10 protein-coding genes are annotated in these 15,777 nt (G+C 37.4%); 9 read left to right on the forward strand and 1 reads right to left on the reverse strand.

Features of this window, described 5'->3' with window-relative positions:
• Positions 1–3: 3 nt before the first annotated feature.
• Positions 4–1,461, reverse strand: coding sequence for a sialate O-acetylesterase (locus tag L6471_RS05540; RefSeq protein WP_006282900.1), 1,458 nt, complete (start codon positions 1,459–1,461; stop codon positions 4–6).
• A 382-nt stretch (positions 1,462–1,843) separates the two neighbouring features.
• Between L6471_RS05540 and L6471_RS05545 the strand changes: the two genes are divergently transcribed.
• From L6471_RS05545 to L6471_RS05585, 9 genes are all read left to right on the forward strand, one after another.
• Positions 1,844–3,127, forward strand: coding sequence for an acetylxylan esterase (locus L6471_RS05545; protein ID WP_094448360.1), 1,284 nt, complete (start codon positions 1,844–1,846; stop codon positions 3,125–3,127).
• Positions 3,124–4,197: a glycoside hydrolase family 26 protein gene (locus L6471_RS05550; protein ID WP_094448361.1), complete on the forward strand. Its 1,074-nt coding sequence runs from the start codon at positions 3,124–3,126 to the stop codon at positions 4,195–4,197. The genes L6471_RS05545 and L6471_RS05550 overlap by 4 nt, the downstream gene beginning before the upstream one ends.
• A gap of 7 nt (positions 4,198–4,204) precedes the next feature.
• Complete coding sequence (locus tag L6471_RS05555; protein ID WP_006282903.1) at positions 4,205–5,377, forward strand: glycoside hydrolase family 130 protein; 1,173 nt, start codon at positions 4,205–4,207, stop codon at positions 5,375–5,377.
• Positions 5,378–5,398: 21 nt separating this feature from the next.
• Positions 5,399–6,742, forward strand: coding sequence for an MFS transporter (locus tag L6471_RS05560; RefSeq protein ID WP_094448362.1), 1,344 nt, complete (start codon positions 5,399–5,401; stop codon positions 6,740–6,742).
• 2 nt (positions 6,743–6,744) lie between these two features.
• The gene (locus L6471_RS05565; RefSeq protein ID WP_237797542.1) at positions 6,745–7,965 is read left to right on the forward strand and encodes an AGE family epimerase/isomerase; all 1,221 of its coding nucleotides are present in this window, start codon (positions 6,745–6,747) and stop codon (positions 7,963–7,965) included.
• Positions 7,962–8,849, forward strand: a complete 888-nt coding sequence (locus L6471_RS05570; RefSeq protein WP_027453059.1) for an AraC family transcriptional regulator — start codon at positions 7,962–7,964, stop codon at positions 8,847–8,849. The genes L6471_RS05565 and L6471_RS05570 overlap by 4 nt, the downstream gene beginning before the upstream one ends.
• Positions 8,850–9,315: 466 nt before the next feature.
• Complete coding sequence (locus tag L6471_RS05575) at positions 9,316–12,597, forward strand: SusC/RagA family TonB-linked outer membrane protein (protein ID WP_094448364.1); 3,282 nt, start codon at positions 9,316–9,318, stop codon at positions 12,595–12,597.
• Positions 12,598–12,616: 19 nt separating this feature from the next.
• Complete coding sequence (locus tag L6471_RS05580) at positions 12,617–14,374, forward strand: RagB/SusD family nutrient uptake outer membrane protein (RefSeq protein ID WP_094448365.1); 1,758 nt, start codon at positions 12,617–12,619, stop codon at positions 14,372–14,374.
• A 20-nt stretch (positions 14,375–14,394) separates the two neighbouring features.
• Entirely contained in the window at positions 14,395–15,777 is a 1,383-nt protein-coding gene (locus L6471_RS05585; protein WP_094448366.1) for a glycan-binding surface protein, read from the forward strand.

Genomic DNA, 15,777 nt, shown 5'->3' on the forward strand with positions numbered 1-15,777 from the left:
TTTTTACCAGTTGTCAGTTCGGAAAGGTAGGAGTGGAAGCATCGCACAGTTTTTCAGATTACCTAGTTGAAAATTGCGAAAACAATAGCGTACAGCGACTGGATTTTTAACTTCTGAAGAGTAAACTGCGATGGTTTCGTTTTTAGGATCGTTGCCCGCTTTCCAGTAATGTTGGGCTGTCGCTTTATGGAATACTCTGTCAGCACCGGCAACCTCAAATCCTTCAATATTTTCAAATCGTGATACTCCTCCATAATTATTAGTTAAGCGAACGTAACAAGTGTCATTAGAAATCGTCATGTCTTGATAGCGCATGCTTTCACACCATAGATTTTTTATACCATAATTATGATTGAGAGCGATGTAAGCGAGTCGTTCGCCAACAGTTTTTTTGTTGCGAGGATGAATCTGTGACCATTCGAAGGGATATACCAAGTCGTTCGTGCAAACAATATCGCTGTTGGGAATAATATCGGCTGCACGTATCTGTTGTTCACGAAGTAGAGCACCAGAAATACCATTTTTCCCTTCTGCATCTTGATAATAAGGTGCTATTTGTACAAAATAAAAGGGTATTTCACCCAACTTGAAATCACGACGCCATTGTTCTACTAATAATTTAAGGTTATCAGAATATTTATTTCCAGGGTCACCTACATTAGAGCAACCTTGATAAAATAAAATGCCTTTTATGGTGTAGTTTAAGATGGGATGGAAAGTTCCATTACCCCAAACTAATGGTCTGAGGTAATCATAAGTAGAATACTTCTTGATGATGTTAGTTGAATCTAAAGGCTCTTTGGTATATTTTTTTAGATTCTCTTTATCCAACCAACTCTCGACGCGTGAACCACCTTTGTTGGCAAGTATAAGTCCTACTGGTATATCTAAAGTGCGTTTCATGACACGAGCAAAGAAATATCCAACAGCACTACATTCGTTGATGGTATTGATATTGATAGATTCCCATTTGCAATCGGCATCCTCCTGTGGTTCCATACGCATAGTGCTCGGAATTTTCACATAATGAATTCCTTTGGCCGATGAGGCATCTGACACTGTTTCGTTATATCCTTCTAGTGGACAATTCCAAAAGCCTTTAATAGGAAATTCCATATTACTTTGGCCAGCGCAAACCCAAACTTCTCCCGAGAGAATATTCTTGATAGTTGTTTGTTCACCGTCATCAAAAGTAATGGATAGTGGAGTGTAGCTGGCTGCGGGTGTATTTACCTTGAGTAGCCATTTTCCATTCTTGTTAGCTAGGGTCGTATAAATGTCGTTAGACCATGATACACTGACTTTAATTTCTTTGTTAGGTTTGCTCCATCCCCACAATCGGGCTTCAGTTTGTTGTTGGAGAACCATATTGTCACAAATCATGTGGGGAAGTTTGACTTTAGCCTGTGTCTGATAGAAGCAAAATGCTGTTACGGCAAATAGAAATAATTTTTTGAACATTTGTTAGTAATTAATGAGTTGTAATGTTAGGTTTAAAGTATATAATGTTGCAAATATAGATATATTTTAGATATATAGTGCATACTTTATTGACTTTCGTTTATACTTTCTTGCTAAAAATAGATGTGGAAAATGTAAAGTATCACTTATACTCTTTTTCATTTTTGATGAGTCTAAGCAAAATGATTTAATTGTGTTTTAAATAGTATGTTTCCGATGTGAAAGCAGTTTTTATTCAAATGATGTTAAAGTATAAGGAATGGTCAAAATAGTATAAGTGTTTTGCCAAAAGAAACGCTATCTTTGCAAAGTCATAGTTACCATATCAAGTGACTGAAACCTAATAATAATATAATTATTAACATTATCTTGTCATCTAACCATGTATAGACAAATATTTTTATTTTTTTTCTTGGCATTTTCTGTTTTGGGCATACAGGCTCAAATTCGTGGAACAAATATAATGGTGCAGGTCCAGCCAAATCATGCAGACTGGAATTATAAGATAGGAGAAAAAGCTTCTTTTGAAGTTTCTGTCCTAAAATCGGGTACTCCTTTGGTTGGAGCTATTATCAGTTATGAAGCAGGACCTGTTATGTTTCCTACAGTAACAAAAGAGAAAGTGGAGCTCAAGGAAGGTAAGATGAAATGGACTGGAAGCATGAATACTCCTGGTTTTTATCGTCTTAAGGTTACTGCTCATGTAGATGGTAAAACTTATGAAGGATTATGTACGGCTGCTTTCTCACCAGAAAAAATTCAACCTGCCACACATTGCCCGAAAGATTTTGATGCTTTTTGGGGAAAAGCATTGGCTGATGCTCGCTTAATTCGTCTGAATCCAACCAAGCGATTGTTGGCGGAACGTTGTACCAAAGATATGAACGTGTATGAGGTGAGTTATTCTAATGATTCTTATAGCAGCAAAATATATGGTATATTAAGTGTACCAGTAAAACCAGGAAAATATCCAGCTTTACTCCGTGTTCCGGGTGCTGGAGTTCGTCCTTATACAGGTGATACTTATACGGCTCCTGGTAAAGCTATAATCCTAGAAATAGGTATTCATGGCATACCCGTAACTTTGGATCAGAAAGTATATGATGACTTAGGATATGGAGCCCTTCGTAATTATAGCTTTACTAATCTTGATAATCCTAACGAAAACTATTATAAGCGCGTTGTAACAGGTGCTGTGAGAGGTGTAGATTATATCGCATCTCTTGATGAATGGAACGGTAAAACCCTAGGTGTAACCGGTGCAAGTCAAGGAGGCTTCTTGTCTTTGGCTGTAGCAGCTTTGGATAAGCGTGTTACTTTCTTGGCTGCAGTACATGATGCCATGTGTGACTATGAGTCTGAATTGAATGGTGTTGCAGGCGGTTGGCCACATTATTTTATATATGATAAAACTCCAAGTTTGCAAAAACTGAATGGTGTACGCTATTACGATGGAGTAAATTTTGCTCGTCGTATTCATGTACCTGGCTGGTTTTCTTTTGGCTATAATGATGAGGTTGTTCCTCCAACATCTTCTTATGGATTATATAATATTTATCCAGGCCAGAAACAAGTGAGTGTGTATCAGATGACCGGTCATTTTTGGTATCAAGAACAGTGGGATGAGTGGCAAAATTATTTATGTAAACATTTGTTGAACGAATGATGAAAAAAATTGCAATAAGTATTTTGGGCTTGGCTTTAAGCCTTGGTATAATGGCCAGTGAACCATGTTCGCCAGCCTATAGATTATTGAATCGTCTGAAGAAAATTCAGAAAAAAGGTATCATGATAGGCCACCAGGATGATCCCGTATACGGACGAAATTGGAAATGGGATAGAGGACGTTCTGATGTCAAAGAGGTTTGTGGCGATTATCCAGCTATTATGGGATTCGAATTAGGTGGTATCGAATTAGGAGAAACTGCTAATATCGACAACGTACCATTTGATAGAATGCGGGAAGAAATTTTAGCCCAGCATGAACGTGGAGGTGTTACAACGATAAGTTGGCATCCTTTTAATCCGGTTACAGAAAAAAATGCTTGGGACCCATCTGGAAATCCTGTTAAAGAAATACTTCCAGGAGGATCACAGCATCAAAAATTTAATAAATGGTTGAAGATTGTTGCTGATTTTCTCAATTCTATTCAAACAGTTGATGGTGAAAAAGTTCCAATTCTTTTTCGTCCTTGGCATGAAATGGAAGGTACTTGGTTCTGGTGGGGATCTAAGGGCACTACAGTAGATGAGTATAAGCAGCTCTATATATATACGCATGATCAACTATTAAAACGGTATGCCTGCGATCAACTCTTGTGGGGGTATTCACCAAATTCTGGTGGTGCAGACTATTTGAAATATTATCCTGGAACTCAATATGTCGATTTAATAGGTGTCGACCTGTATGATTTCAATAAAGATAATGATGTGTATATTAAAAATCTCAAACATGATTTGGAAGCACTAAAAGATATAGCAATAACGGAAAATAAGTTGGTCGCATTGACAGAGACAGGAGCCCAAACATTACCAGACTCAACATGGTTTACGCATGTGTTTTGGCCGGTAGCCAAAGAATATCCAATTAGTTATGTGTTGTTTTGGCGTAATGCGTGGGACAATCCAAAAGAACTATATATTGCAGCACCAGGCCTTGCTGTAGCTTCTGATTTTAGGCATTTTGCTAAGGAAAAGAAAACATTGTTTGTTAAAAATATAAAGAAAATAAAATAAATAGCGTATGGAACAATTTTCAGAAAAAATTGCCGTTCTTCGTCAGCATCATGAAGAGTTACTTACTCGGAAAAATATAGCAGAGAGGTGGGGTAATGGAATTTATACTCGCTATCGATATCCAATACTTACAGCAGAACATACTCCATTAGAATGGAGATATGATTTTAGTAAGAAAGATAATCCATATCTGATGCAACGTATTATGATGAATGCTACTCTTAATAGTGGAGCCATTAAATGGAATGGAAAGTATTTGTTGGTTGTACGTGTGGAAGGTGCTGATCGAAAAAGTTTCTTTGCTATTGCAGAGAGTCCTAACGGAGTTGATAACTTTAGATTTTGGGATGAGCCAATATCAATGCCAGAAGATGTAATACCTGCAACAAATGTTTATGATATGCGCCTAACGCTTCATGAAGATGGTTGGATTTATGGTGTTTTCTGTGCTGAGCGTCATGATGATAATCATCCGGAAGATTTGAGCGCAGCTACCGCTACTGCAGGTATAGCTCGTACGAAGGATTTAAAAACTTGGGAACGTCTTCCTGATTTGAAAGCAAAAAGTCAGCAGCGTAATGTAGTACTTCATCCAGAGTTTGTAGATGGAATGTATGCTTTCTATACTCGTCCACAAGATGATTTTATTAATGCTGGCTCTGGTGGTGGTATCGGGTGGGCGCTTGTTGATGATATTACTCATGCTGAGATTAAAGAAGAAAAGATTATAAATATGCGCCATTATCATACCATTATGGAGGTGAAAAATGGCGAGGGACCTCAACCTATCAAGACTCCTAAGGGATGGCTACATTTGGCACATGGTGTGCGTGGTTGTGCTTCTGGTTTGCGTTATGTACTTTATATGTATATGACAGCCCTTGATGATCCTACACATGTAATCGCTCAGCCTGGTGGATATTTTATCGTACCTCAGGGGGAAGAGTATATTGGTGATGTTATGAATGTAACATTCTCTAATGGTTGGATTGCTGACGAAGATGGTAAGGTTTTTATCTATTATGCTAGTTCTGATACGCGTATGCATGTTGCAACATCTACTGTTGAAAAATTAATAGATTATTGCATGAATACACCAGAGGACGGATTCACTACAGCTGCTAGTGTAGGAAATATCAAGGCTTTGGTTGTCAAGAATAAGAAGATTATTAATCAGTAATACCTAAAAGAAAAACATTTTATGGTTCGTCTTAAAGAAAAAATAGGCTATGCTTTGGGCGATGCTGCCGCAGGTGGCATTACTTGGAAAATTATGTCAATCGCATTCCCATTGTTTTTTACCAATGTGTATGGTTTGACTTTTGCAGATGCTGCAGCTCTTATGCTTGTTGCTCGTATGTTTGATGTGGTTACCGACCCGTTGATGGGGGCTTTGGCTGATCGCACGCAGTCTCGTTTCGGAACGTATCGCCCCTGGCTTATATTTGGAGCAATTCCTTTCGGATTGATTTTTGCCCTTCTATTATACACACCAGACTTTGGCCCTGTAGGTAAACGTATTTGGGCTTATTCTTTCTATCTGTTGATGATGGCCATTTATACTGCAGTTAATGTTCCTTATGGTTCTCTTTTAGGAGTTATGACCGATGATGATAATGAAAAAAATCAGTTCTCTTCTTTTCGTATGGTAGGTGCTTATGCCATGGGATTTGTTACTCTGTTGTCTTTTCCTTATCTTCAGAAATTTGTTGGGGGAACAAGCCAACATCAATATGCAGTGCTTGGTGTTTTCTTTGGTTTTATAGCTGCTGTTGGTACGTTAACATGTGGTCTGCTTACTAAAGAGCGACTGAAGCCTGTACGTGCAGAAAAGTTCTCTTTTAAGCAGTTTGGTGATTTGTTTAGAAACAAACCATGGATCTATCTTACACTGATAGGTATTTGTACCAATTTCTTTAATGGTTTCCGTTATGCTGTGGCAGGTTATCTTTTTGAATATTGTTTGAAAGGTGATGTTACGGTAAGTGGGTTCATTATTAATTATACGGTATTTATGACCTTTGGTGAACTAACTTGTATGGTTTTTGGTGGTATATCTCCTATATTTACCAAGTGGGTGGGATCTAAGAAAAAAGCTTTTACTGTGGCAGCTATTATTTGTGCTGTTACTTCAGTAGCATTTTTCTTTGTACCTATGCATTCTTCTTATATTTGGTTAATGGTAGGTATTGTTATATTGACTTCTATAGGTGTAGGACTTTATTCTCCATTGTTATGGTCTATGTATGCTGATGTTGCTGATTATGCAACCGAAAAGAACGGAACATCGTCTACAGGGTTAATATTTTCATCAGGTACGATGGCACAAAAATTTGGTACAGCTATCTCGGGTTCGTTAGTAGCTTTGTTCTTAGGTTTGGCTGGTGCTAGTATGATTACTGATTCTACGGGAAACTCTATAGTAGATCCTACTTCTATTACAGACTCTGTTCTCTCTATGATATGGTCTTTATTTTCGCTGTTCCCTGCTGCTATTGTGGTGATCATGCTTCTTTTAACTTATAAGTATCCTATTAATAAATAAGTATGTTACAAGATGTCATATTACGTATGAAATCAGAGGTGAAGGATGTGCTCCAGAGTAATATCCTTCCTTTTTGGTTAAACAAAATGGTAGACTATGAATATGGAGGCTTTTACGGTCAGATGACAGGTGAAGGTGTTTTAAATACTACGGCTAATAAAGGAGGAATTTTAAATGCCCGTATACTATGGTCTTTTTCTGCTGCTTATCGTGTTTTGGGGATTCCTGAATATTTGAAGGCTGCTACCCGTGCAAAAGATTATATCCTAACCTATTTCATAGATCGTGAGTTTGGTGGTACATATTGGGAGTTAGATTATTTGGGTAATCCTGTTGATACCAAAAAACAATTTTATGCGATAGGTTTTATGATATATGGGCTTTCTGAGTATGCCCGTGCTACACAAAATGTAGCAGGTATGGAAGCTCAAAGTAAAGAGGCTTTAGATTATGCCATCCAGTTGTTCGAGTGTATAGAAGAACATTCTTTTGATGCGGTAAACAATGGGTATATTGAAGCTCAGACCCGTGACTGGAAAGAAATAGCTGATATGCGCCTTTCTGAGTTAGACGCCAATTATCCAAAGTCTCAAAATACTCATCTTCATATCATCGAATCATACACTAATCTTTATCGTATCTGGAAAGATATTAGATTAGAAAAAGCACTACGTAATCTGATTACTATCTTTACAGATAAAATACTTAATCCACAGACTTACCACCTTGATTTGTTTTTTGGTATGGATTGGACACGTGGTGCTGGCCATTTAGAGAGTTATGGTCATGATATTGAGTGTTCATGGTTAATGCATGAAGCAGCTTTGATCTTAGATGATAAAAAGGTTCTTGCCTTCGTGGAACCGATTGTTCGTAAGGTCGCTCAGGCTAGTGAGAAAGGGCTCAATGAAGATGGCTCGATGACGCATGAAACTAATCTTGATACTGGTTATGTTGATGCTAATCGCCACTGGTGGGTACAAGCAGAAAATGTTGTAGGTTGGGTTAATATTTTTCAGTATTTCCATGAAGAATCCGCATTGAATAAAGCTATACGAGGTTGGCAGTACATTAAAGATCATCTTATAGACTATACGTTAGGCGAATGGTACTGGTCTTGTGATGCCGAAGGTAATATTAATCGTAAAGACGATCATGCTGGTTTCTGGAAATGTCCGTATCATAACAGTAGAATGTGTATAGAAATATTGGAACGCTTATGAGTGAAGTATTACATGAAATAACTCCTTTGATGGATAAAGATGCTCTGTATATTGCTGATCGCCATAAAAAGGAATTTGCATATCCTATCCATAATCATGAGGCTTATGAACTAAATTTTGTTGAGCATGGAGCTGGTGTTCGTCGTATAGTGGGCGACAGTAGTGAAGTGATTGGTGATTATGACTTAGTCTTGATTACGAGTCCTGAACTGGAACACGTATGGGAGCAAAATGGTTGTAAATGCGAAAATGTGCGTGAGATAACGATACAATTCTGTTTTGGAATGGTAAATGAGGATAGTGATGATTTCTTTTCCAAAAATCCATTTTCCAGTATTCGTCATATGATGCATGAAGCAAGAAAAGGACTTGCTTTCCCTCTTAATGCTATCATGAAGGTATATGATAAATTGGATCGTCTTAGTCAGATTCAGGATCGTTTTACGGCATTGATAGAATTTCTACAGATATTGAATATATTATCTTTATCCGAGGGTGCCTATACTTTGGCCACTACTAGCTATGCAAAAGTAAAAGTGGAAGATGATAGTAGAAGAATCTTAAAAGTAAAAAATTATATTAGCGAGCATTATATGGAGGAAATCAAACTGAGCACGATAGCGAATATTGCAAATATGAGCGATAGTGCTTTTAGTAGATTTTTTAAACTTCATACAGGTAAAACCCTAAGTGATTATATTATTGATATTCGAATGGGATATGCTACTCGTAAGTTGATAGATACGAATGAAAGTGTTTCTGAAATCAGTTTTGCTTGTGGATATAATAACTTAAGTAATTTTAATCGTCTTTTTAAACGGAAAAAAGGCTGTTCTCCTACTAAATTCAGGGAAGAATATAAAAAAATTAAAATTATTATCTGATCTGTTATTCTTGTGTTTCGTTACTTGAATAGTGCAATATAAGACAAATTAAGTGTTTGCATGAAACTTATTTAAACAGATACTTTTTGTCTTATTTTTGTAGATTTTCAATAAGCGGATTGTAGAGATAATATTTTTTTGAAAGTTCATAATTTCTATTGAAAATTTTATCAATGGTTAATAGTAGCTGATACTTACAATTTTGTAGGATTTTAAAATGAAGTAAAAATAAGTGTAAAATAATACTTATTATATAGATTATTAGATAGGTGTAAAAGTATCATGTTCTATCAAAATAGTATTATTCATGTGGCACCTTTTTTTATATTTTTGCAATATGTAATATCGAAAACATTTATTTAAAGAGTACCATGAATTACTAAGATAAAATCAGAAGAATTAATATTAAAATAATAGCTAATCCCAATATCATGAAGCTAATAATTAAAAACCAGAACTAAGCAATATGAAACCAAAGAATCAAAGACCGTTATTGCTTGCAGGTTTAGTATCTTGCATTTGGGCAGGATATTTACCTCAAACCTTTGCAGCAGATAATGCTGCTATGGTTGTTCAGCAACAAACCAAAAAGATTTCAGGTACTGTAACAGACGCACAAGGTCCTATTATCGGTGCCACAGTTCGTGTAGTAGGTACAAAAATTGCCACTGTAACAGATTTTGATGGTCGTTACACACTTAATGTACCGGCAGGTGCTACTCTCTCAGTTAACTATGTAGGTTATATTGAGAAAAAGATTAAAGTTGGTTCACAGAGTACAATCGATGTAACCATTGTAGAAGATAGTCAGAATCTAAACGAAGTAGTAGTTGTGGGTTATGGTACAATGAAAAAAAGCGATTTGGCAGGTGCTTCAACATCATTGGATGAGAAGACTTTGAAGTCTGCTCCTATGACGAATGTAGATGACGCCCTTCAGGGACGTGTATCTGGTGTTACTACGATGACAACATCTGGCGCACCAGGTTCTGCTGTGTCTGTAAGTGTTCGTGGTCAGGCTACTATAAATGCTAATTCCGATCCATTATATGTTGTTGATGGTGTTATCTGGCAAGGTGGTTCTAATAGTGGAGCAAATCTTGGTTTAGGTGATGCTTTAGGAAATGGTACACATTCTGCAGTTTCTCCTCTTTCTTTGTTAAATCCTGCGGATATCGTTAGCATGGAAGTTCTCAAAGATGCTTCTGCAACTGCTATTTATGGTGCTCAGGGTGCTAATGGTGTAATTCTTATTACAACGAAGCAGGGTAAGAGTGGTGAAGCTAAATTTACTTATAATGGTAGTGTCTCGGCTTCTCGCCAAAATAAACGGCTTGATATTATGAATCTCCGTGAGTATGCTGAGTTCTATAACAGTTTGGTAGCTCAGGGTGAAATTTCTAAGCCCGATGCAGTCTATAGCGATCCTTCTATTTTAGGTATTGGTACCAATTGGCAGGATGCTATCTTCCGCACAGCGTGGTCTAATAGTCATCAGATTAGTGCCGAAGGAGGTACTGATAAAATTAAATATTATCTTTCAGGTAACTATGAAAAGCAGAATGGTACAATTATCGGTAGTGATTTTAGTCGCTATGGCTTTCGTGTGAATGTAGAAGCTCAATTGAAAAATTGGTTAAAGGTTGGTACCAATAATACTTATAGTAAGACTAGTGAAAGTTTGAAATTGGCTGATAGTGATGAGGGCTTGATAAACTATTCTTTGACTACTCCTCCTGATATTCAGATATATGATGTAGATGGTAACTATTCAAGCGTATCGAAGGAAGGTTATACCAATCCTAACCCTATCGCTATGGCATTAATGGATGATATTTTGCTTGATAGACAGTCTTTGAATGGTAGTGTCTTTGCAGATATCACACCTATTAAGCATTTTACATGGCATGCTCAGTTTGGTTATAATGTTGGTGCATCTAAGGGTTCTACTTATAATCCTAAGGTAAACTTGGGTACTTGGAATCGTGATCAGAATCAGAGTCGTATCCAAAAGAACAGTAATACCTATTGGTCGTTGAGTAACTATCTTAGCTACAATAATAATTGGGGCAAGCATAGTGTTTCGGCTATGCTAGGTCAGGAAGCTTGGGAATCTAAATACGATTATACCTCCGTTTATAATACGAATCTTCCTAATGATATCGTTCATAACCCTGCTCTTGGTACGGGTGATCCTCAGATAGGTGCAGGATGGGGAAGTTCCTCTATGGCTTCTTTCTTCACTCGTGAAACTTATAATTTTGATGATCGTTATTTAGCTACATATACCTTCCGTTATGATGGTAGTTCAAACTTTGGTCCAAATAAGCGTTGGGCTGGCTTCCACTCTGTTGCATTAGCATGGCGTTTTTCTAATGAAAAATTTATTCGGGATATTGCGGGTAAATGGCTTTCTAATGGTAAACTGCGTATGGGATGGGGACAGACTGGTAACTCTAATATTGGTAGTTACAAGTGGGGTTCTGCTATGTCTGTAATGGAAACATCATTGGGTGTATCTTATCGTCCAGCTAACTTGAAGAATCTGGATATTAAGTGGGAAACCCAAGAACAGCTGAACATAGGTCTTGATCTTGGCTTCTTTGATAATCGTTTAAATTTTACATTTGACGCTTATAAGAAAGAATCAAAAGACATGTTGATGCAGTTGATACTCCCTTCTATTATGGGTACTAGTGGTAATAGTTCATCTGCTCTTGCTGCTCCTTATGGTAACTATGGTGACATTGAAAATACTGGTTTTGAGTTTGATATCAGTGGTAAACCTATCGCAACAAAGGATTTTGATTGGACTTCTGATTTCAATATATCATTTAATAGTAACAAATTGAAGAGTTTGTCGGGCAGTACAGCCTTGCTAGGATATGGTCAGTGGACTGATGTTGTTACTCGTACAGTTCCTGGTGAGTCTCTGTTTTCTTTCTATGGTTATCAAGTTGAGGGTGTATATACAAGTTTTGAAGACATCTTGAATTCTCCGGTGAATACACTTCAGCAAAATAATCCTATTGTTACAAATGACGATGGTACAAAGTCTTGGAGTACAGATGCTTCAAAATATAGCCGAACGAATACGACATACGTAGGTGATTTGAAGTTTAAGGATGTCAATAATGATGGTATTATTGATGAAAATGATAAGACGAATATTGGTTCTCCATGGCCAAAGTTCACTTTCGGCTTCAACAATAGTTTCCGTTATAAGAACTTTGATTTGAATATATTCCTCAATGGTTCTGTAGGAGGCAAGATAGGCAACTATATGAAGATGAAGCTGACACACATGAATAGTGTTTGGACTAATCAGTTGGTGGATGTTGCCGGTAGAGCGCAATTGACGGCTGCCGATGGCAATACTACAGGAGCTTGGTATGACAATATTGCTAATGTGGTAGTGAGCAATCCTGATGCAACCTTGCCTCGCGCTTCTATTAATGACCCTAATGATAATGATGCTTGGAGTAGTCGTTATATTGAGAGTGGTTCTTATCTTCGCCTGAAGAGTATAACGCTAGGATATACTTTACCAAGACCGCTTGTTTCAAAACTTGGTATGAATAGTGTTCGTATATCTTTGAATGCAACGAATCTATTTACTATTACAGGTTATGATGGTTATGATCCTGAAATTGGTGCATCTACAGCAAGTGCTAATGTATTCAATTTGGATAATGGTCGTTATCCTTCTCCAACAACAGTAACATTCAATCTGAATTTATCATTCTAACGATAGAAAGGATTTCACAATGAAAAGCAAATATATAAAGTATACTGCTGTAACCTTACTTTTGGGTTTAGGTTTATCGTCTTGTAGCTCATTCTTGGATAAGCCGGTAGAGGATAGCTACAATACAGAAAATTATTATACCTCTGATGCTGCTTGTATTTCAGGCGTCAATTACTTGTATAATTCACCTTGGTATGATTTCCAACGTGGTTTTATCAAGGTAGGTGAAGTGTTATCTGGTAATATGTACTGGGGGAATAGTCCATATCTGAATTTTAGTGTTAACGGTACAGATCAGGATTTGGTAAATATGTCTTATTCGCTTTGGGCAGAAATCGGTCATGCTAATACTGTTTATGAGTCTATTAAGGGTGCTACAGCTTCTGAGGCTACCAAGAATCAGTGTTTGGGTGAGTGTCTGGCATGGAAGGCCATGGCTTATTTTTTCCTCGTTCGTAGTTTTGGAGATGTGCCTATTATACATAATAACTCTGAAAACTTAGCAGCAGGTGATTATAATACTCTCAGTAAGGTACAGAAAGCTGATGTGTATGAGTATATTATTATGACATTGGAAAAGGCAATGGAACTTCTTCCTAAAGAAAAAAGTACAACGGGGCGTATTGATTACTATTGTGCAGAAGGTCTTTTGGCTAAAGTTTATCTTACAAGGGCTGGTGTAAGCGGTTCTTTAAATAGTTCTGATTTGGCCAAAGCTGCAGAGTATTCTAAAGATGTTATAGAAAACTCTGGTCGTGCTTTATTAACCAATTATTCTGATATTTTCCGTGGAAGCAATAATAACAGTGATGAAAGTTTGTTTGCGTGGAAATGGACAGTAGGCTCACACTGGACATGTCAGAATACCTTGCAAAGTGACCTTGCTCCTGAAGGATTTGATGAGAATGGTGACTGTTGGGGTGGTTGGGGAGGCCCTTCACTTGATTTGATAGAAGCTTTTGGTGTATCCCCAAAGGATGATCCTGCAAAGCGTATTGATAAAGATTCCCGTCGTAAGGCAACAGTGATGTTAGCTGGTGATATTTATGACTATTTCTGGAGAGATCATGATCTCGGTAATAATAAGAAAGGCTTTGATTACCTTCGTTTTTGGTATGATAAGACTTATAATGCTGCTGCGACTGGTGAATGTCAGGCTCCTTGCGGTGGTACGAATGTAAAGCATTTGTATGGTGATAATGCTGATCATATCGCAGAAACAGGTCTAACTCCAGGTCGTATGGCTTATGCATTCTCTACTCATATTTTAAGATTGGCTGATGTGTACTTGGTAAATGCTGAAGCACATACCCTTCTTGATGGTGGTTCAACAACAAATGCAGATGCTTTGTATGCATTCAATCAAGTTCATCAACGTGCAGTTCCTTCTGATGTAGAAAAGTCATCATTAACATTTGATGAAGTATGGAAAGAACGTCGTCTAGAATTGGCTGGTGAAGGTGACCGATGGTATGATTTTGTTCGAAGAAGTTATTATGATGTAAATTCTTGCATTAAGGAAATTACGGCCCAGAAACGTAATTCTCTTTGGGGATGTAATATTGTGTATAAGAGATATTATGAATCTGGAAAAACGAATTGGTCTTACAGTGAGGAAGATGGTGAATTCCAATATGATGAGGCTACAGCAGCTCCTAACGTTACAGCTGCAAGTTTCTCTTTGCCGTTCCCGACTGAGGATGTTGCATTGAATCCTAATCTTGCTACAAGTGCAGCATCCATTCATGTAGATGTGCGTAATACATATAGCTATTAACCTTTTAAGAAAATACAATTATGAAAATTAAAAATATAACATGGTCTTTCATGATTGCTCTAACGGCAGTTGGCTCGGGATTCACATCCTGTGCAGATCAGCCTGATAAATTTGAACTGGCAAGTGGAACTCCTACTGTATATTATATTCGACCGGTAGATGTAGCCAGCAAGGATTCGTTGCTTACTTCAGCGTCTTTACAATCTACAATTTGTTTAGTAGGTGATAATTTGAAAAGTATCAAGGGTATTCTTTTCAATGATCAGGCAGCTGTATTAAATACAAGTTATATTACTGATCATACATTGATTGTTTCTGTTCCTAACGAGATTCCTTCTGTAGTAACAGATAAAATGTATATGATTACTGCTAGTAATGATACAATACCTTATGATTTTCAGGTTACCATTTCTGCTCCTTCTGTAGTTTCCATGAGCAACGAGTGGGCTAAAGCAGGAGAGGAAGTTACTATTACTGGTGATTATTTCCTGGATTATGATAACTATCCTTTAGAGATCAAAGTTGGTAAGGATTATACTTTGCCAAGAGAGGCTATTACGAGTATCGAAAAAACGAAGATTACGTTTACCATGCCTGAGGATATGCCGCAGCATGAAGATATAGTTGTCTCTGATAAGTATGGTTCAACCAATGCACCATTCCAGTATATGGATAATCGTGGTATGCTATTCGACTTTGATACACCTAATAGTGTTACGAATGAAGTGTTAGGTAATTCTGGATGGCATGATCGTATTATCCAGAGTGATGATACATCGCTCAGTGGTAATTATATGCAAATAGGTAATACTGGTGTTACTATGGCTGCTAATGGTAAATGGAATGATGAATTCTCTTTCGAATACTGGGCTGGTAATTGGGCTAATCCTGAGACCTATGCATCTCATCCTCGCCTTTGTGATGTCGCAGACTTCTCTGATTGGACAAACAAGAGTTTGAAGTTTGAAATGTTGATTCCTGCTGATGCCGGTTGGGGAGCAGGTCCAATGCAGATTATTTTTGGTAGTCCTTCTCAGATCAGTTTAGGTAATGCTGGCGTTGTAGATGTGAACGGCGTGACCTTAGCTGGTTGTAACAATACCTGGTTTCGTGCTCAGAATGGTTGGGGACGTGCCATTTACATGCCTTGGTATTCAAATTCTAGTGCAAGTCTTTATGATACAGGTGATAAGTGGGTTACCGTCACAATTCCTCTTTCTGATTTTAATCTTGAATTTGATGGAAATTCGGCTACTAAGTCATTCTCTAGTATTAATGACTTTTCAAGTTTGAATATTTTCCTGATTAAGGGTGCTTACAATGATAAGTCTGTTCTTCCTGACGGAGTGGAATGTACACCAATTATCAAGATTGATAATATTCGTGTTGTGCCTAATAAATAA

Origin of the sequence: Segatella bryantii (assembly GCF_022024215.1) — a bacterium.
In the GTDB taxonomy this organism is placed as follows: Bacteria; Bacteroidota; Bacteroidia; order Bacteroidales; family Bacteroidaceae; genus Prevotella; species Prevotella bryantii.